This is a genomic window from Pleionea sp. WD8-19 (assembly GCF_055326765.1).
In genome coordinates, this window is the sequence record NZ_JBUZOU010000001.1 from 567,926 (window position 1) to 592,438 (window position 24,513).

Genomic DNA, 24,513 nt, shown 5'->3' on the forward strand with positions numbered 1-24,513 from the left:
ATGAATAACGAAACCTCTCGGCTTATCGCTTCTTGTTTGTGTCAGAAAATTCAACTTTCCTTACCGGCGAAAGTGTTATGGGTGGCTCATTGTCATTGTAATATGTGTCGCAAATCACACGCCGCAGCTTTCGTTACCTGGGTGGGCATTGCCAAAAGCGACTTAAGCATTTTATCGGGGAAGGCGTCATTGAAGTGGTATCAATCGTCTGAAAGTGGTAAACGAGCGCACTGCAACGAATGTGGAACACCCATGTTGTTTTGGGCAGAGCGATGGGCCGAAGAAATGCACGTGGCGCGAGCCATAATAGACGACGAACTCAATCATCCAGTTCAGGCGCACGCTTTTTATGATCGTCATGTTTCCTGGTGCTCAACCGATCCTCACTTACCTAAACGTGGTGGCCCGAGTGGCACCAACCCTTTAAACGATTAACTCCGGATATCATCATGGCAGGAAGTCAATTTCAATTACTGAAGCAACGACGATTTTTACCTTTTTTTGTCACTCAAGCTTTGGGAGCGTTCAATGACAATGTTTATAAAAATGCTTTTATTAGCCTGATTACATTTCAATTGTTCACTGACAACGCCGCTGAAAGCGGCATGTTGATCAATCTAGCCGCCGTATTATTCATTTTACCTTTTTTTCTATTTTCTGCGGTAAGTGGACAACTGGCCGAAAAATACGAAAAATCCGGAGCAATCCGAAAAATCAAATTACTCGAAGTTTGCATCATGTGTTTTGCGGCCATCAGTTTTTATCTGCAAAGTACGGTCTTATTATTTATTGTACTTTTCTTAATGGGGTTTCAATCCGCTTTATTTGGCCCAATAAAGTTCAGTATTTTACCCCAACATTTAAAAGACAATGAATTGATTGGTGGTAATGGATTAGTTGAATCAGGAACTTTTCTGGCGATTTTAATTGGCATGATAGCCGGCATTTCATTGGTTTCGATTCCCGAATATGGCACTTCAGTTGTGTCTTTCATTGTGATTATTATCGCAGTAGGTGGGTACTTATCATCAAGATCGATCCCACATACTCCTGCGGTTTCACCGAAACTGAAAGTGAACTGGAATATTTTTTCTGAAACAGTAAAAAACTTCACTTATATACGAAGTAATCGCACTATCTTTTTATCGGTTCTGGGTATTTCCTGGTTTTGGTTTTTCGGCGCAACCGTGCTCTCTCAAATTCCAAATTACACCAAAAATACGTTAGGTGGCCAACAAGGTACCATGCTCCTATTATTAGCAGCGTTCACCATTGGTATTGGTATTGGTTCTTTGCTTTGTGAAAAGCTATCGGGTCGAAAAATCGAAGTGGGTTTAGTGCCTTTGGGTGCGATAGGCATGACGCTGTTCAGTATTAATCTCTATTTTGCCAATCATACAACGGATGCTGAACCCATATTAACAGCCTATGAATTTATCACTAAGAGCGCCAGCTGGTATGTGTTACTTAATGCGTCGTTGATTGGTGTGTTTGCCGGATTTTTTGTGGTGCCATTACAAGCCATGATCCAACAACGCTGCGAACGACATCATCTGTCGAGAGTTATTGCTGGCACTAATATTCTCAATGCCTTGTTTATGGTGCTCTCGGGTATTATGGCAATTGTGTTAATCAGTCTCGGTTTTTCGATACCGGAAATTATACTGGTCACCGGAATCATCAACGCTCTAATCTCCGTATATATATTCCTTTTAGTGCCGGAATTTATAATGCGCTTTCTGGTTTGGGTATTGGTGAACGCTTTGTATCGAATCAAATTAAAAGGTTTAAACCATATTCCGGAAGACGGTGCCTGTGTATTGGTGTGTAACCATGTCAGTTTTATGGACGCACTCATTATTGCCGGTTGCAGCCCTCGCCCAGTTCGATTTGTAATGGATCACCGAATTTTTAAAACGCCAATACTCAGTTTTATTTTCAGAACAGCAAAAGCAATTCCAATTGCTTCCGCAAAAGAAGATCCACAAATGATGGATAAAGCTTTCGATACCGTTGCCGAATACTTAAAACAAGGCGAAGTCGTTTGTATTTTCCCAGAAGGAAAAATTACATACGATGGTAACATTAATACCTTTCGCCCCGGCATCGAAAAAATTATTACCCGCACACCAGTACCCGTAATCCCCATGGCACTCAGCGGCTTGTGGGGCAGCTTTTTCAGTCGTAAAGATGGACCGGCGATGGGCAACATTCCGAAACGATTCTGGTCGAAAATTCGTTTTTCCGTGGGGCAGCCCATTGCACCGGAAACAACGTCAGCCCAGCAGTTACAAGAAAGAGTCGCCGAACTGCGTGGTCAAATTGCCTAACTTTGGATTACTTTATGAAGATTATTTTACGTATAGTACAAGTTATTACTGCACTCGTTCTCATTTTTTTTAGTATCGGTCTGTTTGTGGATGAGTTCGAGTATCAAACAGAAACCTTGATTAATGCCGATCGTCAAGCCAGCTTTACTGCTTTTTCGAACCCAAACCTTACCGATGAGTGGCTTACTGACTTTGTTCGATTCGAACCTGTGACAGGTACAACCATAACAGCAGGCAGCCAGTGGAAATTAATTTTCGATCACGATGGAGCAACTACGGAAATGCTAGAAACTGTCACACTCGTTAAGCCCAACCGACAGTTCTCTTTTGAGCTAGATAACGAAATGATGTTAATGGATATTGATGTTTATTTTGAATCAAGAGGGAATAAAACGTTAATTCGGACGAACAATAAGGTGAGTGGAAAAGGATTATTTTGGCGCTCATTATTACCTTTATTCCAGTCGCTGATGAAAAGTCACACTGAAGAAAATTACGAAAAACTAGCACATTTGATAGAACAAAATGCTCATTAATGTTTTATGCGTACTGGACGAACTATGGTTGAAATGTGCGGCATGAGCTTCTACAAAATGGCCCGATTAAAACGTGGTCACTTTGCAGAAGCTATAATTGATACTCAGACTAACTTTATTGATTCGTTAGGCTTCTGGATAACCAAACCGGTTTGCGCCTTCGTTACCGGCAATAAAACCGTTTAATATCCAAATTATCAGCGAACCAAAAGGAATTAAATTAAGCAATACCCACCAGCCAGACATATCAATATCATGCAATCGCTTTACAGGTACGGCAATCGATGCCCAAATCCAAGGTATAAAAGTTATAAGTAGGACGACTAAACTTACCGTTGGGGTAACGACACTTAAACCAGTTAGAAATATCATAAAGAGAAAGTTAGGTAAAAAATATTTCAACCAATAGGTTGTGCGATTGATACGCCCTTCAAAAGAAAAATAAACCTGCATTAAACTGAGAGGATTAATAAAGTCCGAATCATCTTCGAATACATCGCTTTCCGGTGAAGCATACAAATTCTCTTCATCTACTGTTGGCTCGGAACGATCAATCGCGGTAGCGATCAAAGATTCGGAACGAACATCACCGGCTTCAAAACTGACTTTGCCTTCGTTAGAAGACTGTTTGACAACTTGCTCAAGTTCATCTTCCGTTGGCTCTAGCGACCAAGTTTCATGCAGTTTCAACTTGTTTTCATTTAACGAAACTTTCGCACCACGTTGCTCAATGGCAATTTGGTATTTTTTCGCGGTAATGCCATCCACTTCTTTTTTGATTGCAACCGGAGCTGCGTGGAATAGCTTTTCAATTTGATGTTCACTTTTTTTGAATAATTGTGCCAAGGCGGCAATGACTTGGGTACGCTCAGCGGTTATTTCACCGGTTATCATAATGTCGAAAGTTACTGCATCTGACATTGATTAATCCTCAAAACTTATCAATTAAAACTTAAATTGGTCGAAACTTGTACTGATTAAAACTTCGACAATATACGCGTAATTCCTTTAAAAATCAGGTAAATATTACCGAGAATATCCTATCGGGAGATACATTTTCAAGCATCGATTAGTCTTTTGGGGGCATCCGCAGCCAAAAAGTGACTGGACCATCATTGCACAAGCGAACTTTCATATCAGCAGCAAATACACCACAGTGCACTTTGCCATATTGTTGCTCACATGCCTTTTTCAGCTCCTGAAACAGCCGTCTCCCTTCAGCGGGATCGGCACCGTTGCTAAAACCTGGGCGCATGCCTTTTCGCGTATCCGCCGGTAACGTAAATTGAGGGACTAACAATAAACTGCCTTCGACTTGAGTTAGGCTTAAATTCATCTTTCCTTGTTCATCAGAAAAAATCCGGTAGCCAAGCAATCGTTTCGACAAACGATTCACTTCATCGATAGAGTCGCCGCGTTCCACACCGATCAGCGCGAGGATCCCTCGGTCAATTTGTGCAACACATTGGTTGTTTACTTCGACGGAAGCTTCAGTCACTCGCTGAATCAGAGCAATCATGAGTCACTATCCGGTGCATGTCGCGGGTGGCTCGAACCAGCGCATCAGTAATGCCAGGATCAAGGTTGGCGTGTGATGCATCTCGAATGATATGAAGCTCCGATGTCGGCCACGCTTTTTGTAAATGCCAGGCGCTGTCCAATGGACACAACAAATCGAATCGACCATGGACAATAATGCCTGGAATATTATTCAAGCTATCGGCATTATTCAGTAGTTGATTCTCCTTCAAAAAACACTGATGTCGAAAGTAATGCGCTTGAATTCGAGCGGTTGTACTGGCGACGTGAGGATCACTGAATCGCTGCAACCAGGCACTGGAATGATGCAGCAAACTGCTACGAGCGTACCAGACAGCCCAACTTTTCGCTGCGGCCATACGAGCCAAGTCGTCGTCGCCTTCCAACCGACGGGAAAAAGTCTCTAGAATGTTTTGGGTGTCATTAGTGTGCAAGGACTGCACAAACTCTTCCCAGTAGTCAGGCACAAGTCGCGGAACACCGCTTTCAAAAATCCATTCGATATCCCGTTGGCGCCCTAAAAACACGCTGTGAAGAATCAAGCCCAACATTTGTTGAGGAAACATTTGTGCGTAAAGCAACGCTAGAGTTGCCCCCCAGCCTCCACCGAATATAACCCAACGATCAATACTTAATGATTCGCGGATGGTCTCCATATCTCGCATAAGGTGTTCAGTGGTGTTGGCTTTAAGCGGCTCTGAAGCGCGCGAGCGCCCACAACCGCGCTGATCCATTAATATAATGCGATACTTCTCCGGATCAAAAAAACGCCGATGATAGCTGACGGAACCGGTGCCTGGTCCACCATGCACATAAAGCACTGGCGTTCCATTTTCAGAACCGCTTTCTTCAAAATAGATCTGATGTCCATCACCCACATCCACCGAATGTTTGGCATAGGCTTTGATTTCCGGAAATAGTACCTGCATAAAACTCCATTGATTTCAGAACAGGTTTTAGAGTACATCACTCTAAATGGAAGTTCCCGTCTCGATACACTACTTAGTATGTTACCCCAAGATCAGTTAAATGGTAGCATGAGGCGCCTGATTTTCCGCGCTGGTAATGAAAAAAATCTCCCAGTGCGAATGGGCATTGTCTTACAGTGAATTGGGAATGCACTTACAGATGTCAGCGGGTGCAAGCACTAAACTGATTAACGTCAATCTCCTACCTGCAAAACATTGACACAACTACCGGCCACCTTGGCCGGTTTTTTTTAGTCTTTCCATTCAAAAAAAGCGTTTAAGGTTGTTCGCCCGACTCTTCATCAACAGGCTTTTCCATTTCTTCCTGAATGATAACAACGTACCCTTGAGGAATCGGCTTCGGGTCAAGCCCTTGAGTGACACGCACTTTGTCATAAGCAAGTTGTACACAATCGCGATCACTGTCGATGGCCATACAGCGCTGATATTCTCTCTTCAGCGAGTCCATTACCGACTCTGCTTTGGGGGGCTCGATGTAGCCAAACAACATACGCGTGATCTCCAATGCTGACTGGTTGGCACAGGCGGCCAACCACAACACGCAGATCAAGGTTGTAAGTTTTAATGTGACTTTCAACCCGACTGACTTCATAACGTCTCCTTAACCTTGACGCGACGCGCGCTTGCGTTCGTGTTCCTTTAACAACTTTTTACGGATACGAATGTGGTTGGGCGTCACTTCAACCAGCTCGTCGTCATCGATAAACTCTAACGCCTGTTCCAGTGTAAAGATAATTGGCGGTGTTAGCACCAGATTTTCGTCGGTTCCGGCAGCACGTACGTTTGTTAACTGTTTGCCTTTTAATGGATTAACCGTCAAATCGTTATCACGTGAGTGGATCCCGATGACCATGCCTTCGTAAACTTCAACACCATGGCCTATAAACAGCCGACCACGCTCTTGCAAACTGAACAGTGCATAACCGAGAGCTTTACCATCGCCGTTACTGATCAAAACGCCGTTATGTCGTTGTGCTAACGCGCCCGGTACTGCAACATCGTAACGTTCAAATGTATGGTAAATCAGACCTGAACCCGAAGTAGCAGTTAAAAACTCAGTTTGAAAACCAATCAAACCACGCGAAGGGATCACAAAATCCAATCGCACTCGGCCTTTCCCATCAGGTACCATATTTTGCATCTCGGCTTTACGTTCGCCGAGCTTTTCCATAATGGTCCCTTGATGATCTTCTTCTATATCGATTGTCAAATTCTCATAGGGTTCCATCAGAACACCATCGATTTCGCGCATAATAACTTCTGGACGCGATACCGCGAGCTCGTAACCTTCACGACGCATATTTTCGATCAATACGGACAAATGTAACTCACCTCGACCGGAGACCTTAAACTTGTCAGGATCATCCGTCTGCTCAACACGCAACGCTACATTGTGGATCAGCTCCTGCTCAAGACGCTCCAAGATCTGCCGAGAAGTCAAAAACTTACCGTCTTTTCCGGCAAAAGGAGAAGTGTTGACCTGAAAAGTCATGGTAACGGTAGGTTCGTCCACTGTCAGTGCTGGTAACGCTTCCACGGTTTCCTGCGCACAGATGGTATCGGAGATTTTCGGTGCTTCAATACCAGTTATAGCAACGATATCGCCCGCGGTTGCTTCTTCAACTTCGCTACGCTCCAAGCCCATGTAACCAAGTACCTGACCAATTTTACCGCGACGAGTTTTACCCTCTCGATTGATGATGGTTACCGGCATATTGGTTTTGACTTTACCGCGCTTAATGCGGCCTACCGCAATGGCACCAACGTAACTTGAATAGTCAAGTTGCGAAACCTGCATCTGGAAAGGCCCGTCAAGATCCACCTGCGGTGGCTCTACCATATCCACAATGGCCTGAAATAACGGTGTCATATCGCCTTCAGTAACCGTTGGATCATCACTGGCAAATCCATTTAATGCCGATGCGTAAATCACCGGAAAATCGAGTTGCTCATCGGTTGCACCAAGTCGGTCGAACAAATCAAACACCTGATCCATAACCCAGTCCGGACGTGCGCCAGGGCGATCAATCTTATTAATAACCACTATGGGTTTGAGGCCTTGTGCGAACGCTTTTTGCGTCACGAAACGGGTTTGTGGCATCGGGCCATCAACGGCATCCACCAACAGTAGAACCGAATCAACCATCGACATAATGCGCTCCACTTCACCGCCAAAATCGGCGTGTCCGGGTGTATCGACGATATTGATGCGATAGTCGTTCCATCGAATGGCTGTATTTTTCGCCAAAATGGTAATCCCACGCTCTTTTTCCAGATCATTGGAGTCCATCACTCGCTCGGTGGGCGCAGCACGATCGGAAAGCGTACCCGATTGTTGCAATAATTTGTCAACCAAAGTAGTTTTGCCATGGTCAACGTGCGCAATGATGGCAATATTTCGTAACTTGTCTATCACAGGAGGTATCTCTGAAGCTATTTTGAGGCGCGCTATTATACGTGTTTCATTGCCAAATGGGACTTTTAATTGGATTAATTTTGTACTACATCATTCCGATAGGATCGCATTAATAGATAAGCGGTCCACAGTTTATCCGAAAGTCTGCCCGAGTCAGCGATCCTTGCTTGACATTTTTTCTCTATTTTTCAAGTCTATAGCTCATTCGATTTGATCCGAACTTCGCTGGAGATTAACCATGAAGTCTTACTTGACTGCATTATTGGCATTAATTGGTACCTCAATCATACAAGCACAAACCATTAACAGCGGCGATCCGCAAATTGATCGCTGGTTGGTCAACATCGACTTTGTCGCACAAGACAACCAATCAGCAGCCATAGAACAAATTGCAAAACGATTCGCGATAAAAAAGGCATTACTGAATGAGCTGCAAGCGAACTTCGAATATTCGGTTGCCGATTTGTACGCCATTTGCGCCCTGTATAAAACTGCAGAAACCGACTGGGATGCAGTACTCAACAGTTTTCGACGTTTTCGTAGTAACGGCTTGCAAGCGGTACTAAAAGATTTGGGGCTACCAAAGCACAGTCAACAGTTTGCAGCTTTCAAGCAAGCTGTAAAAGAAGGCGCTCCAGAGCAGGATCTGGAAGCCGACAGTCGCAATATCTTCAAACAAAAGCGTCAAAAACAACCTTAACAAGAGCACCGTTCGAAATACCTGCGAATTACCCCACCATATTCGATGACGTGTTCTATAGTTAAAGAATTCGCTAAGTTATTGAGTTTTAGTGAATTCCGCTTTTGCGTTATCGATTTTGCAGGTATTCGCGTTCAATGGGTATAAACTGGACACTTAAAAACAAATTCCTGTCCATAATTTTGTTATTGGTTATTGTGACGTCATTAGCCATTGTTGGCGTCATGTCGTTACAATTGTCCTCATTATTGACCAATGAAAAGTTCACTCAACTCAATCAGAGCTTATCTTTTATCAAGCACAATTTGCGCAATGATATAGAGCAACTGCGCAACGATACGATAAACCTTGCCAACTCTAGGTTGATAAAGGGGCTTGTGGAATCCGGTGAAACCGATGCCGATGACATTCTCGACTTGATTCAACAGGAAGAGTGGAAAGAAAGCTTGAAGGTGTTGTTTTACCAAACATTGGCAGCAAATCAGCAGTACTTTAAAGTCCGCTATATTAAATACCAAAAAGATGCTGGGACACCGTCGGCATTAGAACAGGTTGTGGCCTGGCAAAAAAATAACGAAATCTTTCTATTGCCTTCCAGCGAGCTGCAAAACAAAATTCACCGAGATTATATTCAGCAAGGGCTATTGCTACAACCCAACCAAGTGCTGCTGTCCAAACTCAGCCTGAACCGAGAACATGAGAAAATCAGCGATCCCAAAATCGCGACTTTACGCGCCGTCGCTCCGATTTTTAGCCGCGATCAACTGCACGGATTTATCATTATCAGTATGGATTTAACGCGGATGTTTCAGGCCGCTTCCCAGGTTATCGGCGATGAAGCTCAGCTTTATGTCTTACGTGAAGATGGCGCGTTTTACTTTCATCCAGACTTGGAAAAAACCTTTACCTTTGAAACCGATGATCAGATCCGATTTCTGATGCAACAAGAATTTAGGGACAGCGACACTTTAATTGCCTCTGAGGAAGACTCCAACGGTATTGTTTACGACAACAGCACTATCAAACAGGCGATGGTTAAACAAAGCCTTTATTTTGATCCATTACAGCAGCAAAGGCTGTTGCACCTGGTGTTAATCCAGCCCTACGCGAAAATCGATGCCATTACCCTTAAACTCAACCTCACTTTACTCACTACTGGATTGGTTATCGCTCTGATCACCACTTTATTCGCTCTATTGATGCTCCGTACACTGGCGAACCCAGTGCAGCAATTACTCAAAAGCATTCAACAATTTGGCAAAAACCAACGCATCGAGTCATTGCCTACAGAGCGCCAGGACGAAATCGGCTTGCTAGCGCGCAGCTTTCGAAAAATGTCACTCGATATCAAGGAGCAGACCAACCGTTTAAATCAGGAAATACTGGTTCGGCGCTTTACTGAGCGTCGCTTACGTGAACAGGAACGCGAGCTGAAACGCTCTAACAGCGAACTGGAAAAGTTTGCCTATGTTGCTTCTCACGACTTACAAGAGCCACTGAGAAAAGTTCAAGCCTTTGGCGACCGTTTAAAGGAGAGAAACAAAGGCACACTCGATGAAAAGTCCGTTGATTACCTTCACCGCATGCAACAAGCCGCTAATCGCATGAGTCTGTTAATTAACGATTTACTCACTTTTTCCAGGGTTTCCACTCGTGGGCGGCCATTTAAAAAAGCAGATATTGGCGATATTTTACAAGGGGTATTGCAAGATCTGGAAATTGCCATTGAACAGTCAGGCAGCGTCATCGAGGTCTCCGATTTGCCAGTACTGGAAGTCGATGATTTACAAATCAGGCAGTTGCTGCAAAATCTGGTAGGCAATGCCATAAAGTTCCGTAAACCCGATACCGAGCATCGCATTCAGATATGGTCTAAAGTTAATAAGGCGGAGAACTCTGTGGCGATCCATATCAAAGACAACGGCATTGGTCTCGATCAAAAGTACGCTGACCGCATTTTTGAGGTTTTTCAAAGACTTCACGCCCGCAACGAGTATGAAGGTACCGGTATCGGGCTGGCGATTTGTCGCAAAATAGTAGAGCGCCACCATGGCACGATTCGGGTAGAGAGCGCACCAGGCCAAGGTGCAGAGTTTATCATCGTGTTACCGCTCAGTATTTCAAAGCTGGAGAGAGACAACGATGGTCAAAGCTGAAGATCCTATCCTGATCCATATGTGCGACGATGATCCCGACGATCGCCTGTTATTCAAAGATGCCATGGAAGAGGCCAATATGATGAACGAAATCACCTTCACGCACGATGGACAGGACTTGATGGACTACCTGAATCGGGAGGGTAAATACCAAGAATTGCGGGGGCAACCATTACCCGATATTATTTTGCTGGATTTGAATATGCCCCGCAAAGATGGCCGCGAGGCGTTAAAAGAAATAAAGAGCAGCCCTACTTTGAAACACGTTCCGGTGGTGATACTGACCACATCCAAACAGGAAGAAGATGTTCTACGTAGTTACAACCTCGGCGCCAATTCGTACATCAGTAAACCCGTGACCTTTGAAAAACTTGTTGAGTTAGTGCACAAGCTTTCCGACTACTGGTTTAAGATTGTCAAACTGCCTGTCAATCATGAATGAACCGTTAACTCAAGTTGATAATGAAACGCCTGATATCATTCGCCTACTGCTGGTAGAAGATGATGAAGACGACTTTATTTTAGCGGAAGACTATTTAAAAGAAGCTTACGGAAAAAATGTAAAAATCACATGGGCAGCGAGCTTTGACAAAGCGCGAGAGCTGATGGCTCATCACTCTTTTGACGTATTTCTTATCGACTATATGCTCGGCGAAAAAAATGGGATTGAATTAACCAGTGAAATTACTTCCAATACATTTGTTGTAAACGCAGTAATCTTATTGACCGGACTCGACAACCGAGAAGTTGATATGGAAGCAACTCGCTCAGGAGCCATGGACTATCTAGTAAAACAAGAGTTAAACGCTTCATTATTGGAGCGTTCTATTCGTTATGCTTTAAAAAGAAAGCGCATCGAAGAAAAGCTCATTGCGTTGGCACAGCACGATCCGCTCACTGGCCTGGCCAATCGCACCAAATTTAATATTTCATTATCGGAAAAAATACAAAAAGCACGACGAGAAGACAGGCAGTTTGCGGTGTACTTACTCGATTTGGACAACTTTAAAGAAGTCAACGACACGCTGGGTCATTCCACCGGTGATGCATTATTAAAACTGACCGCAAATAAAATCAGCGATACTTTACGAGGTGTTGATATTGTTGCTCGGCTGGGTGGAGACGAATTTGCCATTATTGCCGACTTTAAAGACATTGCCGAAGGTAGTGCGCAAATAGCCGAACGCCTGAACCATGTCCTGTCGGAACCCCAAATTGTCGATGAACAACCAATTTCTACGAGTACCAGCATCGGTATTGCAATATACCCTCACGACGGAATTACACCGGAAGACTTATTAAAAAGTGCCGACTTGGCAATGTATAAGTCGAAGCGAGGAGGACGCAGCACCTATCGCTATTACGATCCAGAATTCGAGCTTGAGTTAACACAAACCAAAAAGTTACACGACGAGTTGCAAAAAGCCATAGAAGAAAAACAATTTCAATTGTTCTATCAACCCATCATCAATACCGAAACCAATCAGATAGAAAAAGCCGAAGCTCTGTTACGCTGGAATCATCCGGAACGTGGTTTGCTGAGCCCTTACCACTTTATCGATGCCGCAGAACGTAACCGACTAATCATTCCGATCGGTCAATGGGTATTAGAACAAGCAACTCTCGATTGCCAACGTTGGCGGCAGGAAAACAAGTTGAATGACATAGGTGTTAATATCAATCTTTCTCCACACCAGTTTCGCGACGAAAACCTTACCGAAAGCATTAAAGAAGCACTTGGTAAAAGTGCTTTAAGTAAAAAAGCCGTGACCTTGGAAATTACCGAAACCACGTTAATGGAAGTCGGTGAAGATATGCTGCAACGTTTAAAACAGCTGGATAAACTTGGTGTCGATTTGGCGATTGATGATTTTGGTACCGGCTATTCATCCTTAGCCTATTTAAAACAGTTTCCGGTTTCCACATTAAAAGTGGATCGCTCCTTTGTTGCTGAAGTCGATAAAGACTCGGACGATAAAATCATTGCGCGCGCTATTATTAATTTAGGACACTCATTAAACAAGCGAGTGATCGCCGAAGGAATAGAGCAAGACTCGCAGCTCAAAGTGATCAATCATTTTGGCTGTCATTTAATACAGGGATATTTATTCGCTAAGCCCATGCCTTTTGATGATTTTATCAAATGGGGAAACGCGTTTAAATAGTCGACTTTAACAACACTTAAAAAGCACTTCATCTTTTTCAATACTCTAGAAACAGTGAACGTTTTCCAACTATTTTGTGCACTATTTACCGAAACCTCACTCCAAAGATCTGATACAGTGAATGAGTTTTCCAGTTTAAGAGTATACATTTTATGTTTAGAACATTTGGCTTCTGTTTTTTGCTCAGTAGTCTTATTCCCGCTTACGGAGAAAAGCCAATCACCCATTGGGCCATCGCTGAACAGGCAAGCTGGCAAAATGTGGTGCAAGTAAAAGCCCGCAATCGCACCGAGTTCATCAAAATCAGCGTCAGTCATCACGGCGAATTACTCGAAAGTGACCCTCAACAACTGACGCATATTTTAAATTTATCCGATCAACAACTAAAACGCCTTCACGAGTTTGGCATCACCACTCAACCGGCACAGCACTGGACAAAAAAACGTACGGCCGAACTACAACAGCTGATGGACAACCCTCAGGCCCAAAATATGGCAGGTATTCCAGGCTATCCCTGCTACCCAACGGTTGAAGAAACGTTTACACAAGCCCAACAGTTGGCACAAGCTAACCCAACACTTGCCCAATGGATTGATGTCGGCGATTCCTGGCAAAAAACGCAGGCTCAAGGCGGTTACGATTTAATGGTTCTTAAAATGACCAACCAGTCGATTAACGGCACCAAACCGATTTTGTTTATTCACAGCGCCATGCACGCACGCGAATACACTACCGCGGCGTTGAATCTTGATTTCGCCAAAGATCTTTTGAACAACTACACAACCAAGGCCGACGCACGCTGGTTGATTGACCACCACGAAATTCACTTGATGTTTCATATGAATCCCGACGGCCGCAAGCATGCCGAAACTGGCATCTTATGGCGAAAGAACAACAACGAAACTTACTGCGCTGGTAGTAACCCAGGGGCCGATCTGAATCGGAACTTTAGCTTTTTCTGGAATGAAACCAACGGCGGTGGCTCCAGTGGCAATCAATGCGACTCCACTTATCGAGGACCTTCAGCCGGTTCGGAACCCGAAACCCAAGCCGTAGAAAACTACATTCGCAGCATTTTTGCTGACAACCGCGGTCCCTTGGATACCGACGCAGCTCCACTGGATACCACCGGAATGCATATCGACTTGCACAGTTACAGCCAATTAATTCTATGGCCATGGGGGCACACATACAATGCCGCACCTAATGGTTCGCAGCTGCAAACACTCGGTCGCAAACTGGCCTATTTTAATGGCTACGAACCCGAGCAAAGTGTCGGCTTGTACCCGACTGACGGTACCAGCGACGATGTCAGCTATGGCGAACTGGGAGTCGCTGCCATCACTTTTGAGCTAGGCACGGCTTTTTTTCAACAATGCAGCACCTACGAAAACACCATTCGCCCCGATAACCTCGAAGCGCTTTATTATGCTGCTAAAGCGGTGCGTGCGCCTTACCGGTTACCTGCCGGACCGGATGTGATCAATGTATTGGCCAATGGCGAAGAAAATCCATTTATTCTGGCGGGTGAAAGCCTTACGGTAACCGCCACCGCCGATGATACACGCTTTGAAAACCGCAACGGCACTGAGCCCACACAAACGGTTTCTGCGATTCGCTTGTATATCAATACGCCACCTTGGGAAGATGGCGCACAGGCCAATTCTCTGCCAGCAGAAGATGGCAGCTATAACGAGAGCAGCGAGTCCATCTCGGCCGAAGTCGATACAACCAACTGGACACCAGGTGACCACCTTTTGTACGTCCAGGCTGAAGACAGTAGCGGCAGCTTGGGCACCGTCAGTGCTGTTTTGGTAACGGTGGGCATTAACCGCCCTCCAGAAGCATCGTTCATTTACAGCTGTGACCGGTTGAATTGCTCATTCGATGCCTCTGCCAGCACCGACAACTCAGCCATCAGCGGTTACCAATGGTCGTTAAGCGATGACACCCAGTTATCGGGGGTAACAACAAGTCACCAGTTTGCAACAACAGGCAGTTATACCGTTGAATTAACGGTGACCGATGATATGGGGGAAACGGACACAGAACAAATGACCGTTAACGTGAGTAGCAATGTTCCGCCGCAGGCATCGTTCACTTTCAGTTGCGATGAATTGACATGCAGTTTCGATGGTTCAGCCAGCAGTGATGACTCTGCGATTGCCAGCTATCACTGGTACTTTGGTGACGGCACCGAAGCGAATGGCGTTACTGCCGTCCATCCGTTTGCCAGCAGCGGCAGCTATACCGTTACCCTCACAGTAACCGACGATATGGGCGCTACAAGCAACCAGCAAATGATCATCGAAGTGAGTGGAAATGCCTCTCCGCAGGCCTCTTTTACCTACAGTTGTGAAAACTTAACCTGTGCATTCGATGGTTCAATAAGCAGTGACGACTCAGCGATCATCAATTACCGTTGGAACTTCGGTGATGGATCGCAAGGAAATGGTGAGAGCATTAACCATCAATACGCTGCATCAGGAAATTACACTGTAGAGCTCACCGTAGAGGATGATGGAGAAAAAACACACTCGTATCAACAAACAATTACTCTATCAAGTTCCTCAGGAAACGTGTCACCTTCTCGAGGCGGCAGTATTTTCTGGCTGTTCGGACTATTTTTGATCGCTGCAAATAGGCGGCGTAAATAAATACGCATAAGCACCTATCGAAAATAAGCGCTTAGGGCGCTTATTTCACTATACTTAAACAATGCCTTTTTATATGAAGCCTCTGACGAATGAATCGATAATTCAATTTTCAGGCGTTCAATCGTATGTAATATGCTAATACGAACAATTCTTTACGTACTTTCGCTTATTTCATTTTCAACTAATGATGCAAAAAGTGACGAGCTGCTCTCGCTGAGTTTAAAAGAATTGCAGAGTATTCCACTTCAGTTATCCGATCGGGGTAAAGGAGTGTTTCAGTCTTCCAACCATCGAATCTCCAAAAACTCGATAAACTTTGGGATGGTCGTTTCTTTCAAGTACCCGAATTACGCCTCAGAATTGATCGCGGCAGCAGACACTGCTGTATCAGACATCAACCGAATGGGAGGAATAAGTGGTAAACCATTGGCCATCGTTTATGCTGATGATGCGCACTTTTCTGATGTGACTCAATCTGTCGCAACAACTTTAATTAATCAATTTCATGTTCAAGCCATTATTACGACAACGACATCGGACAACACCAAAGGAGTTCTTAAAACATTACCAAAGTCAAAACCCATTCCTGTTTTTTCTATGGCTTCTTCCAACTTACTTCATAGCATTGAAGGTGGTGAATGGCATTGGCGAATGGTTGCCGACAATCAAAAGCAAGTCGATGAGTTTGTTCAACAATTGAAGTTTTTAAATCGCTTAGATCGAGTATTTCTGGTGTCTGCACGTGGAAGTTATAGCGATGAGATCACTAACGGACTCGTTAATGCACTCAATCAACTCAATACCAAGTTAGTCGGACATTTGCCCATTAGCGAATTAGTAAACATTACCGATATTAATTTGAAGTCTGACATTTATAAAATACAAAACACAAAGCCTACCGCCATTGTTATTATTACCCATCCAAAACATACGGTTGAGTTTCTGATTAAACTCAATAATCTATGGCAAGGACCTATGCCGACTCTGCTACTCGGAGATATACTTAAACCAGAATACATTAATAATGAAACAGCAACCAAGTCTTTCGCGTGTGTTCGTTATCTGGTATCTTCACAACCTCATCAAAGAGCGTCCCTTTTACATCAAAAACTTACTGCCTATATGCTGAAGAATATTTCCGGTGTCGACACGACTTATATTTACGATGCCGTTACTATTTTGGCCATGGCAAAGTCCATAGAACGTCACTACAACGTCTCTATCAAAAAAGCGATTGCGCAAGTAGCGAATAAAGGCATTCCGATTTTACCCGAAGAATATCAAGAACTATTAGCGCGCTATAAAAAACAGATGTCATTCACTTATCAAGGTTATAGTGGTGATGTTGTATTTGACGAAGATAAAAATAACACAACCGCTCAATTTCAATTTAAAACCTTAATCACAAACCAGCCAACACCAGATTGCCTACTACCCATCGGTAAAGAAGCACATTAAATTTAATGTCTGTTTTTTAACAATTGATAGACAAGCGCCCCTAATTGTTTTATTCCATTGTCCAATTGCGTACTCCAAGGCAAACCATAACTGATCCGAAAGCAGCTTTTAAACTTATTAGTTGGTGAAAAAATCGCACCGGGAGCAATACTGATTTTATGCTCCAACGCGTTATAGAACAATTCTACTGTATCGCAATGACTCGGAAGCTCTATCCAGAGTACCGAACCGCCTTGAGGATCACTCACGCGAATTGACTCGGGAAAATGCTGTTGAATACAAGCAATCATACGATCGCGATTGCACATTAATATATTGCGTAACTGTTTCATATTTCTATCGTATTCACCGCTAGCAATAAATTCCGATAGCGTCCATTGATTGAGCAACGATGAAGCGCATGACAACGCACGTTTAAATCGTCGCGCTTTATCAATATAACGCGAAGTGATCATCCAACCAACACGATAGCTGGGAGCGGCCGTTTTAGAAAACGAAGCACAGGTAATCACCAAACCTTTACTGGAAAATCGCTGTGCAGGCGTACCACGTTGACCAGTGAAATAAAGATCGCCGTACACATCGTCTTCGATTAAAGGAATGTTTTTTTTCTCCAGCATTTTTACCAATTGCTGTCGCCTGTCATCGGGCATAAAACTGCCCATCGGATTACTGATAGACGTTGAAAACACGCAGGCTTTAATCACATGCTTATCGAGTACCTGCTGAAGATCTTCAAGCCATAATCCATCTTCAGAACACACCGGGATTTCGTAAGCCATCATGCCTAAACTTTCGATGAGTTCCAAAATGCCAAAATAGCACGGTGATTCCACCGCAATGACATCGCCGGCCTTGGCAACACATTGAAGAGCAATGGCAATGGCTTCTTGCGCTCCGTTAGTCACCAAAATATCGCCCGGATCAATTTGTAAGCCATAATCAAGATAACGCAATGCAAGTTGTCGCTTTAAAGGCTCAAAGCCGTCCATAGGACCATACGAAATTGCCTGCGCGCCACTTTTCGCCATCACCCGTCGCATCGCTCTCGTTAAGGTTTTATCGGAAGGATAAGCGGCAACCGGACTTGCAATACCAAGGGGTAAGTTGCCTGGCGTATGAATAGCGTCATAAACCTGTTCAATCAATGACTGGCGCTTTACCGTTACTGGTTTTTGTGCCAACTTGATCCGCTTCGGACGATGATGTTCTACCGGTGTTGCTTTCAAGTAGTAGCCCGATTTAGGACGCGCTTCAACTTCCCCTAATCGTTCCAGCTCTTCATACGCCTGCTTTACCGTAGGAACACTAATGGCCAGCTTATCCGCCATGCTTCGCAATGATGGTAATTTGTCTCCAGAACGAAGAGTGTTCTGCTGCTTCATTTCTTTAATGAGCTGGATCACTTGCTGATACAAATAAGCATCGCCGTCTCTTTCAACCGCAACTGACATAACGTTTCCTTATATCAAAGTTCAGAAGCCATCTGTGTAGGTTACATTTTAAGTTTTCTGTATATGTTAAGTATACAGAAAAACATTAAAATGGATACCCATGCACTAACGAATTTGTTTTGCGAGCAAAAGCATCTTCACTCAATGGAAAGTGTCACTCATGAAAAATACACTGTTATACCTGATCACAATATTAATCTGGGGTTCCACTTGGTTTGCCATTGAGTTTCAATTAGGCGAAGTTGCAATAGAAGTATCGTTGTTTTACCGCTTTGGATTGGCCGCACTGCTGATGTGGCTTTTTTGTTGGTGGAAAAAGCAGGACATGACACTATCGTTACGCAATCACGGTTTTATCGTTCTGCTCGCTCTCTGTAATTTTGGACTCAATTACTTGGTACTTTATTGGGCACAAAATTATTTAACGTCAGCAATGACTTCTATCGCGTTCTCAACGCTCCTACTAATGAACATTGTTAACACTCGATTATTTTTCGGCAAACCCATTGCCGGACAAATTTACCTGGGTGCTTTAATGGGTGTTATCGGTATTGCAGCACTTTTTTGGCAAGATCTGAAACAGTTTGACTTGTCCAACGATGCTTTGATCGGATTGATTTTATCTTTAAGTGGAACTCTGATTGCGTCATTGGGCAATATGGTGAGTGTGCGCAACAGCGCTAAAGGTATCCAAGTGGTTCAAGGGAATGCCTGGGGAATGCTTTACGGAAGCCTTCTACTTGCACTTTACGCGGTTTTCAACGGCTCGGAGTTCACCTTCTCTAACCAGCCAAGTTACTGGATCAGCCTGTTGTATTTGGCTTTGTTCGGTACAGTCATTGCGTTTGCGTGCTACTTTGCCTTACTGAAAAACATAGGTCCTGAAAAAGCCAGTTACGTTATTGTCCTTTTCCCTTTAGTTGCCGTAGTACTGAGCAGTCTTTATGAAGGCTTTACCTGGCATCAATCAACAGTTATCGGTTTTTTACTCGTGCTTTTTGGAAACGCTATTGTCTTAACCCCGTTCGGCAAACTAAAGCGTTTAGTTAAGTTGTCTGATTCTCCTGGTTTTCAGCAATCAACTTAATTTTTTTCCTTGAGGCCTTTCCTGAGATAGCCTCCAAAACCCCAAGGTTTCTGCCGCTTTTGCGGCAGTTTTTTTATCAATAATTCAACTTACCGAGATAAAAATTACTTTGTTTGTCATCTGCGTTTTCTATCTATACACCATCGCAAAATGAGACTTGACTAACTTATACACAGCACATTTAATTAATCGCTGTCTCTTGTTGTAGCACTCATTCGAACACCACTAATAATCAGAGTTCATCTCAATCTATTGATTTTTAATTAAGGGTTTACGCAACGTCGTTGTTCAATCGTCCTGAACAATATAAGGACCAGTTATCTGTTTTACTAAGGAACCCAAATGCTACAAATTTATCTGTTCGGCAGCCCACGTTTTTTACTCAACGGTGAAGTACTCACTGCGCTCCAACGTCCGAAAGCCATTTCATTAATGGCTTATCTTATTTTGGCAAAAAACAAACCTGTTTCACGAGACTTTATTTCTTCAGAATTTTGGCAACGATTACCCGAAACACGTGCTCGTAAAGCATTGAATTCTGAATTATGGCGTATTAGCCGTGGTTTGCGCGAGTCAGGCTTGCCCCCTGATCAATATTTAAATGCTTGCAACAACAGCATTACCTTTAATCCTGCTGCGCCTTGCTGGATAGACGTTGACAGTTTTGAAAAAAGTTTACGACCCATCCATGAAAAAAAAATCGATGAAATGGATATCGACCAAATCACCCGTCTAGTGAAACACCTTTCTCTTTACCGCGGTGATCTACTGGAAGGCTGCTACGACGATTGGTGTTTAGTACATCGAGAATCATTACGCGCAAAACATCAACATGCGTTGGAATTTTTAATGCACCACTATATGAAAATGCAACTTTGGGAGAACGCCTTAGAATGGGGAAGTCGGTTGTTAACCTTTGATCCCCTTGTTGAACATGTGCATCGCGATATAATGCGATGCCATTATCTTTCGGGCAATCGCCCCGCCGCAGTCAGTCAATACAAGCAATTTCAAGTACAGTTAAAAAGAGAACTTGGCATTGAGCCAATGCCGGAAACAACCCGTCTTTATCAAACCATTGCCCGGCAGATGGAAGTCGCTACAGAATCGGAGTTGTCTTTTTCTCTTGATCAACAAGCGACGCTGTTTTCTGCTCCAGCCGGTGAAGGTCAGCAGTTAAGTTTGGCTTTGCAGGATCTGTCTAGCGCGAGTTTGGCGATTGATCAGGCTCGGCAACGGTTAAATGTTTTAAATAAAATTTAGTTTTTCGCACCGCTACGCTTGCGTGCGAAACAACTCACTTAAAAACCTAAAATACAAAACCTCATTTTGAGCTATTTTCGCATCGGTGATACCGCTGTGATACCTCTGTGACCCCACCGTGACCCTTTCCCCTTAACCTAGGTGAGGCAACAAAATTTTATTTAAAGGAAACCAGAAGGCATCCAGTGATCAATAACTCCCACCAGCAACGATACCGATTCGTGGTGTATTACGGTCAAGAACCCCGCGAACTTAAGGACCAGCAAGAAGAGTGGCGAGGCTATGTGGTTAAGGTGCCTGACTCCCCACATCGGGCGACTGAGCCTCAAGCAGAACAAAGGCTCTGGTTTCGTGAATTGCAAGAGCTACCCGACATATTCGAACGTCTGCTGGGTCGTCACACTCAATAAAAGGAGGACACGATGTTCACCCATCCCCAAGCACTGGGTCGACAGCAAAGTTTCAATCAGGCTCCCGGAGCGTCACCACAACCCAACCCTCAGCAACAACCCAATTATAGCGACGGCTCATCGGTTGACTCCTTTATCACTCCCTCTCAGCAACCCATTAACATTCAGCCAACCCGAGAAGAAATCAACGATCGCTTTCCGGAACTCGGCTTTTTGCTATCACTTGGACCTTTGCAATATTTCGAAGTGCTGTTAACGATCGATCGCAATTTATTCGATCCCACACAGGCTCCAATGCGTAATGCTCAAAACTTTTACTCCAGCCGTCAGGATTCGGGATTGATAGAGGCTTACGAAGGTCGTGGACGCTATCTGGTGCCTCCGGTGGTATTGCAACAATTAGCTCGTCAACCCAACATCACCGCCATTTATTACACTGCTATTGGTTACCCCAATCCACACGGTAATCAGCCAGTGTTTGCTCATGATCCCAATACGCTAACCAACCAGGCTCCAGGCATTCGAATTGCTCCCGGCTTTTCCGGCCATACACTATCCGCAGTACTCGGTGTTGCCAGTGAAAAATTACGAACCGTCGGTGTTCAAGGTATTCTAGCCGGGCAAATGTCGAGCGCACTGTCGCAACCTTCCACACCTCACTCTGGGTACGTCACGGGCCCTGGAGGATTACCGTTACGCGATGACCATTCACCGAACGGGATCAGGCGAGCATCAACCGATACCGTCCCTACTCCACCCGCAGAGATTAACAATGGCAGCAACGGAAATGCATCAGATCGTTCCCAACACGCCGAATCCGTCATTAGAAATGAAGAAAGCTTATCCCCAGAAGCTATTCCTCCCATCGATTACGACGATGGTTATGGTGAATTCGAGCCAGAATCTCAAATCGAACCGAACAGGCAGCCTAAGCAAGCTGCATACGAGGGTTTAAATGGCAACGGTGCCAACGGCGAGCGTAATGCAGCCTCTCGGAATGGTCAGCTACCTGAACACGCGTATCGCGATGATGATTTCGACTTAGCTCCCCAGCCATCCGCCGACGCACCGCAAAGGGTAAGTGAAGAGTCGACTCCACAACCTTCGGAGTCCGAAATGAGCCGAGCTTCTCCTCCGTTGGACACCGTTGAAGGGTTGTCCTATCGAGATCTCGACACCGCTTTTGATCAGCCAATACCAGAAACAGCGCAACAGCCTGCAACCCACAATGGCACCGAACACCCACTGGATGCCGCTGCAAAACGTGAGGTCATCGAGTTCATTGCCGAATTTGAATCTGGAAGCGCTCGTTACGGAGCCATGAACTTGGACGGCGAATTCCGAGGCCGTTTCGGGCAGGATAACCCCTACTATCAAACCGCTCATGTCGGTTTGTCGTACGGTTTAATCCAGTTTACTCAAGACTCGGGTAACTTGGGCCGATTGCTGATGCGCATGCACCAACGCGACAGTCAAGCGTTTGAAGAAATATTCGGTGACCATTGGCCCCAATTGCTCGATACCACCACCGCCGATGGTCCACGCTCACTGGACAGCGAAGGTGGACGATCCAATCGAGTGCAACCGATCGGCGGTGCAGATTTATGGGAAGAACCCTGGATCAGCCGATTCCGTCAAGCGGGCGATCACCCACCCTTCCAGGCCGCACAAAATGAGCTGGCCGCAGAACTGTTCCTTGACCCTATCCTGCCCTATTGCCGTTGGTTAGGGCTTTATACGCAACGTGGTGTCGCCATGTTGTACGACCGCGCCGTTCAAATGGGAGTCAGTGGCGGACTCCGATTTGTGGTCGATGCCGTAGGTCCGATTAAAACAGACGCCATGCGCGCTAACGCCCTCAATGCATTAGGTCATGAAGCCTTGATCGATTTCCAACGCGCCACACAAGGTGTCGATGCCGATGGTCAATGGGGTAAACAATCGCATGCGGCCCTGACACACGCACTCCGTCAACTGGGTACCGCTTCACCCATCCAGCTACCCACTTATGAAGAGTCCCTCGACTTACTCGTGAGTGCAGCTGCCCAACGTTCTTGGGCACATCGAGTCAGTGGACTACGCAACGATGAACGCCTGTCCGATCAAACCTACAGTGCTTGAAAAAGGATAGTCTGATGAACACAGCTCACGGCTTGTCCCCCCACGCGATGGAGCAAATGCTTCGTCAGAGCCCAGCCTTTCATTCGCTGACACCAGCACAACAAGCGGAAATGAGTCAGTCGATGACCAAGGTGTTCGGTTACTTGAAAGAACCAGCGGGCAATATGGCACCGGCACAACCTTTTGCCCCGAATCTCGACTCGCTGCGTCGCGATTCGAGTTCGTCCGGCAACAAACAACAACCGAACCCAATTCCGTCTTCAGGTGGTACACAACCGCAAGCAAAAGGAGGAGCCAGTGTTATCGATCGCGCCGCAGGTGCAGCAAAAACCATGTTGGGTGCGGTGGATTTTCCTGGCTTCGTGGCTTCTCTGGTACAAGGAACTTTTCAGGCCATTGTGGATGCTTCCATTCAACAAATGGAAGCTTACGCTAATTTATTGGCCGAAGTGGCGAAAAATGTTGACGCCTTCATGGACGACAACATCACCGACGACATGGCACGCGATCATCTGGCCGACAATTTTGGCGATGTTTTCCGCAAAGACTTTTCACGAGGCCAACCCCAATTAACGGTCGATCCACAAACCACTCAAGCCGGACAACTACCCAGCTTTTTGAAAGACCTGGGATTTGACAGCCCGATGGACATCGATCAGCAAGCCGTCGAAGAAGTCATTATTCCGAAAACGCGCCACAACCTCGCCGAATTGCGCCACCAAACCCTCGCTACTATGGTGATGATGGGCATCAACCGCATCGTTGTTAGCGATGGTGAAATCAACGCCAAGTTGATGTTCCACGTCGACGCCAGCGAGTCCATGAGCCTCAATTTTAATGAGCAAAAGCCCACACAATGGAATCTTTCAGGCACCGTTGGCCGCAACCCTTTTGCTGCCAGTGGCATCTTGGTAAACACCACCGATGTTAACGCACAGTCCGATATAAATTTGCGCACCGATCTCACGGGCGAAGTCAAAATCCGGTTTAAATCCGACGTGTTCCCATTAGAGCGCTTTGCCGACTCTCATGCGATCCAGCTGATCAATATGCATGCTCGGGTTCCAGAGAAAAAAGCGGAAACACCGACCAACGCAAACAGCGGAACGCCCGCCGCCACTCCGGCTCCGGCTGCAGGAGCAGCCTTGCCCAGCCAAAGCTTGAACTATACGCCAGCCAGCGACCCAAGCGATCCCTGGCTCCCACAAAATCAACGAAAAACACGTTAGGTG

20 protein-coding genes are annotated in these 24,513 nt (G+C 45.1%); 14 read left to right on the forward strand and 6 right to left on the reverse strand.

Features of this window, described 5'->3' with window-relative positions:
* Genes ACTUJY_RS02355 through ACTUJY_RS02365 form a run of 3 tightly spaced genes read left to right on the forward strand, consistent with a single transcriptional unit; the run spans nt 1 to nt 2,866 of the window.
* Entirely contained in the window at nt 1–435 is a 435-nt protein-coding gene (locus ACTUJY_RS02355; RefSeq protein ID WP_463614433.1) for a GFA family protein, read from the forward strand.
* A gap of 14 nt (nt 436–449) precedes the next feature.
* Nucleotides 450–2,330, forward strand: coding sequence for an MFS transporter (locus ACTUJY_RS02360; RefSeq protein ID WP_463614434.1), 1,881 nt, complete (start codon nt 450–452; stop codon nt 2,328–2,330).
* Nucleotides 2,331–2,344: 14 nt separating this feature from the next.
* The gene (locus ACTUJY_RS02365; RefSeq protein ID WP_463614435.1) at nt 2,345–2,866 is read left to right on the forward strand and encodes an SRPBCC family protein; all 522 of its coding nucleotides are present in this window, start codon (nt 2,345–2,347) and stop codon (nt 2,864–2,866) included.
* Between the two features lie 126 nt (nt 2,867–2,992).
* Here the strand turns inward: ACTUJY_RS02365 and ACTUJY_RS02370 are convergent, their stop codons facing one another.
* From ACTUJY_RS02370 to typA, 5 genes are all read right to left on the reverse strand, one after another.
* On the reverse strand, nt 2,993–3,787 hold the full coding sequence (locus ACTUJY_RS02370; RefSeq protein ID WP_463614436.1) for a DUF805 domain-containing protein: 795 nt from the start codon (nt 3,785–3,787) through the stop codon (nt 2,993–2,995).
* Nucleotides 3,788–3,935: 148 nt separating this feature from the next.
* On the reverse strand, nt 3,936–4,385 hold the full coding sequence (gene dtd / locus ACTUJY_RS02375) for a D-aminoacyl-tRNA deacylase (RefSeq protein WP_463614437.1): 450 nt from the start codon (nt 4,383–4,385) through the stop codon (nt 3,936–3,938).
* Nucleotides 4,357–5,334, reverse strand: coding sequence for a prolyl aminopeptidase (gene pip / locus ACTUJY_RS02380; protein WP_463614438.1), 978 nt, complete (start codon nt 5,332–5,334; stop codon nt 4,357–4,359). The genes dtd and pip overlap by 29 nt, the downstream gene beginning before the upstream one ends.
* Before the next feature lie 316 nt (nt 5,335–5,650).
* Entirely contained in the window at nt 5,651–5,986 is a 336-nt protein-coding gene (locus ACTUJY_RS02385) for a hypothetical protein (protein WP_463614439.1), read from the reverse strand.
* A 9-nt stretch (nt 5,987–5,995) separates the two neighbouring features.
* The gene (gene typA / locus ACTUJY_RS02390) at nt 5,996–7,810 is read right to left on the reverse strand and encodes a translational GTPase TypA (protein ID WP_463614440.1); all 1,815 of its coding nucleotides are present in this window, start codon (nt 7,808–7,810) and stop codon (nt 5,996–5,998) included.
* A gap of 238 nt (nt 7,811–8,048) precedes the next feature.
* Between typA and ACTUJY_RS02395 the strand changes: the two genes are divergently transcribed.
* The 6 genes from ACTUJY_RS02395 (at nt 8,049) to ACTUJY_RS02420 (ending at nt 16,946) form a co-directional block, all read left to right on the forward strand.
* On the forward strand, nt 8,049–8,510 hold the full coding sequence (locus tag ACTUJY_RS02395; RefSeq protein WP_463614441.1) for a hypothetical protein: 462 nt from the start codon (nt 8,049–8,051) through the stop codon (nt 8,508–8,510).
* A gap of 137 nt (nt 8,511–8,647) precedes the next feature.
* Nucleotides 8,648–10,666 (forward strand): sensor histidine kinase, encoded by a 2,019-nt coding sequence (locus ACTUJY_RS02400; protein ID WP_463614442.1) that lies wholly within the window; start codon nt 8,648–8,650, stop codon nt 10,664–10,666.
* The gene (locus ACTUJY_RS02405; RefSeq protein ID WP_463614443.1) at nt 10,653–11,108 is read left to right on the forward strand and encodes a response regulator; all 456 of its coding nucleotides are present in this window, start codon (nt 10,653–10,655) and stop codon (nt 11,106–11,108) included. Before ACTUJY_RS02400 ends, ACTUJY_RS02405 begins: the two co-directional genes overlap by 14 nt.
* Nucleotides 11,101–12,831 (forward strand): two-component system response regulator, encoded by a 1,731-nt coding sequence (locus tag ACTUJY_RS02410; RefSeq protein ID WP_463614444.1) that lies wholly within the window; start codon nt 11,101–11,103, stop codon nt 12,829–12,831. Before ACTUJY_RS02405 ends, ACTUJY_RS02410 begins: the two co-directional genes overlap by 8 nt.
* A gap of 152 nt (nt 12,832–12,983) precedes the next feature.
* On the forward strand, nt 12,984–15,488 hold the full coding sequence (locus ACTUJY_RS02415) for a M14 family zinc carboxypeptidase (RefSeq protein WP_463614445.1): 2,505 nt from the start codon (nt 12,984–12,986) through the stop codon (nt 15,486–15,488).
* Between the two features lie 132 nt (nt 15,489–15,620).
* Nucleotides 15,621–16,946, forward strand: a complete 1,326-nt coding sequence (locus ACTUJY_RS02420) for an ABC transporter substrate-binding protein (protein ID WP_463614446.1) — start codon at nt 15,621–15,623, stop codon at nt 16,944–16,946.
* A 2-nt stretch (nt 16,947–16,948) separates the two neighbouring features.
* Here the strand turns inward: ACTUJY_RS02420 and ACTUJY_RS02425 are convergent, their stop codons facing one another.
* Nucleotides 16,949–18,400 carry an aminotransferase-like domain-containing protein gene (locus ACTUJY_RS02425; RefSeq protein WP_463614447.1) on the reverse strand — a complete coding sequence of 484 codons (1,452 nt, stop codon included), beginning with the start codon at nt 18,398–18,400 and terminating at the stop codon, nt 16,949–16,951.
* Between the two features lie 160 nt (nt 18,401–18,560).
* Here ACTUJY_RS02425 and ACTUJY_RS02430 point away from each other — a divergent pair, with 160 nt between their 5' ends.
* The 5 genes from ACTUJY_RS02430 (at nt 18,561) to ACTUJY_RS02450 (ending at nt 24,510) form a co-directional block, all read left to right on the forward strand.
* Nucleotides 18,561–19,487, forward strand: coding sequence for a DMT family transporter (locus ACTUJY_RS02430; protein ID WP_463614448.1), 927 nt, complete (start codon nt 18,561–18,563; stop codon nt 19,485–19,487).
* A gap of 342 nt (nt 19,488–19,829) precedes the next feature.
* Nucleotides 19,830–20,750, forward strand: coding sequence for an AfsR/SARP family transcriptional regulator (locus ACTUJY_RS02435; protein WP_463614449.1), 921 nt, complete (start codon nt 19,830–19,832; stop codon nt 20,748–20,750).
* 185 nt (nt 20,751–20,935) lie between these two features.
* Nucleotides 20,936–21,160 (forward strand): hypothetical protein, encoded by a 225-nt coding sequence (locus ACTUJY_RS02440; RefSeq protein ID WP_463614450.1) that lies wholly within the window; start codon nt 20,936–20,938, stop codon nt 21,158–21,160.
* A 12-nt stretch (nt 21,161–21,172) separates the two neighbouring features.
* The gene (locus ACTUJY_RS02445; RefSeq protein WP_463614451.1) at nt 21,173–23,281 is read left to right on the forward strand and encodes a lysozyme family protein; all 2,109 of its coding nucleotides are present in this window, start codon (nt 21,173–21,175) and stop codon (nt 23,279–23,281) included.
* 14 nt (nt 23,282–23,295) lie between these two features.
* Nucleotides 23,296–24,510: a hypothetical protein gene (locus ACTUJY_RS02450; RefSeq protein ID WP_463614452.1), complete on the forward strand. Its 1,215-nt coding sequence runs from the start codon at nt 23,296–23,298 to the stop codon at nt 24,508–24,510.
* The last annotated feature ends 3 nt before the right edge of the window (nt 24,511–24,513 follow it).

Coding starts and splice junctions, on each gene's coding strand:
- ACTUJY_RS02430 (WP_463614448.1), top strand. CDS start 18,561: ATGAAAAATACACTGTTATACCTGATCACAATATTAATCTGGGGTTCC.
- ACTUJY_RS02370 (WP_463614436.1), bottom strand. CDS start 3,787: ATGTCAGATGCAGTAACTTTCGACATTATGATAACCGGTGAAATAACC.
- ACTUJY_RS02445 (WP_463614451.1), top strand. CDS start 21,173: ATGTTCACCCATCCCCAAGCACTGGGTCGACAGCAAAGTTTCAATCAG.
- ACTUJY_RS02435 (WP_463614449.1), top strand. CDS start 19,830: ATGCTACAAATTTATCTGTTCGGCAGCCCACGTTTTTTACTCAACGGT.
- ACTUJY_RS02400 (WP_463614442.1), top strand. CDS start 8,648: ATGGGTATAAACTGGACACTTAAAAACAAATTCCTGTCCATAATTTTG.
- ACTUJY_RS02450 (WP_463614452.1), top strand. CDS start 23,296: ATGAACACAGCTCACGGCTTGTCCCCCCACGCGATGGAGCAAATGCTT.
- ACTUJY_RS02425 (WP_463614447.1), bottom strand. CDS start 18,400: ATGTCAGTTGCGGTTGAAAGAGACGGCGATGCTTATTTGTATCAGCAA.
- ACTUJY_RS02395 (WP_463614441.1), top strand. CDS start 8,049: ATGAAGTCTTACTTGACTGCATTATTGGCATTAATTGGTACCTCAATC.
- ACTUJY_RS02360 (WP_463614434.1), top strand. CDS start 450: ATGGCAGGAAGTCAATTTCAATTACTGAAGCAACGACGATTTTTACCT.
- dtd (WP_463614437.1), bottom strand. CDS start 4,385: ATGATTGCTCTGATTCAGCGAGTGACTGAAGCTTCCGTCGAAGTAAAC.
- ACTUJY_RS02420 (WP_463614446.1), top strand. CDS start 15,621: ATGCTAATACGAACAATTCTTTACGTACTTTCGCTTATTTCATTTTCA.
- ACTUJY_RS02365 (WP_463614435.1), top strand. CDS start 2,345: ATGAAGATTATTTTACGTATAGTACAAGTTATTACTGCACTCGTTCTC.
- ACTUJY_RS02415 (WP_463614445.1), top strand. CDS start 12,984: ATGTTTAGAACATTTGGCTTCTGTTTTTTGCTCAGTAGTCTTATTCCC.
- ACTUJY_RS02405 (WP_463614443.1), top strand. CDS start 10,653: ATGGTCAAAGCTGAAGATCCTATCCTGATCCATATGTGCGACGATGAT.
- ACTUJY_RS02385 (WP_463614439.1), bottom strand. CDS start 5,986: ATGAAGTCAGTCGGGTTGAAAGTCACATTAAAACTTACAACCTTGATC.
- ACTUJY_RS02410 (WP_463614444.1), top strand. CDS start 11,101: ATGAATGAACCGTTAACTCAAGTTGATAATGAAACGCCTGATATCATT.
- ACTUJY_RS02355 (WP_463614433.1), top strand. CDS start 1: ATGAATAACGAAACCTCTCGGCTTATCGCTTCTTGTTTGTGTCAGAAA.
- pip (WP_463614438.1), bottom strand. CDS start 5,334: ATGCAGGTACTATTTCCGGAAATCAAAGCCTATGCCAAACATTCGGTG.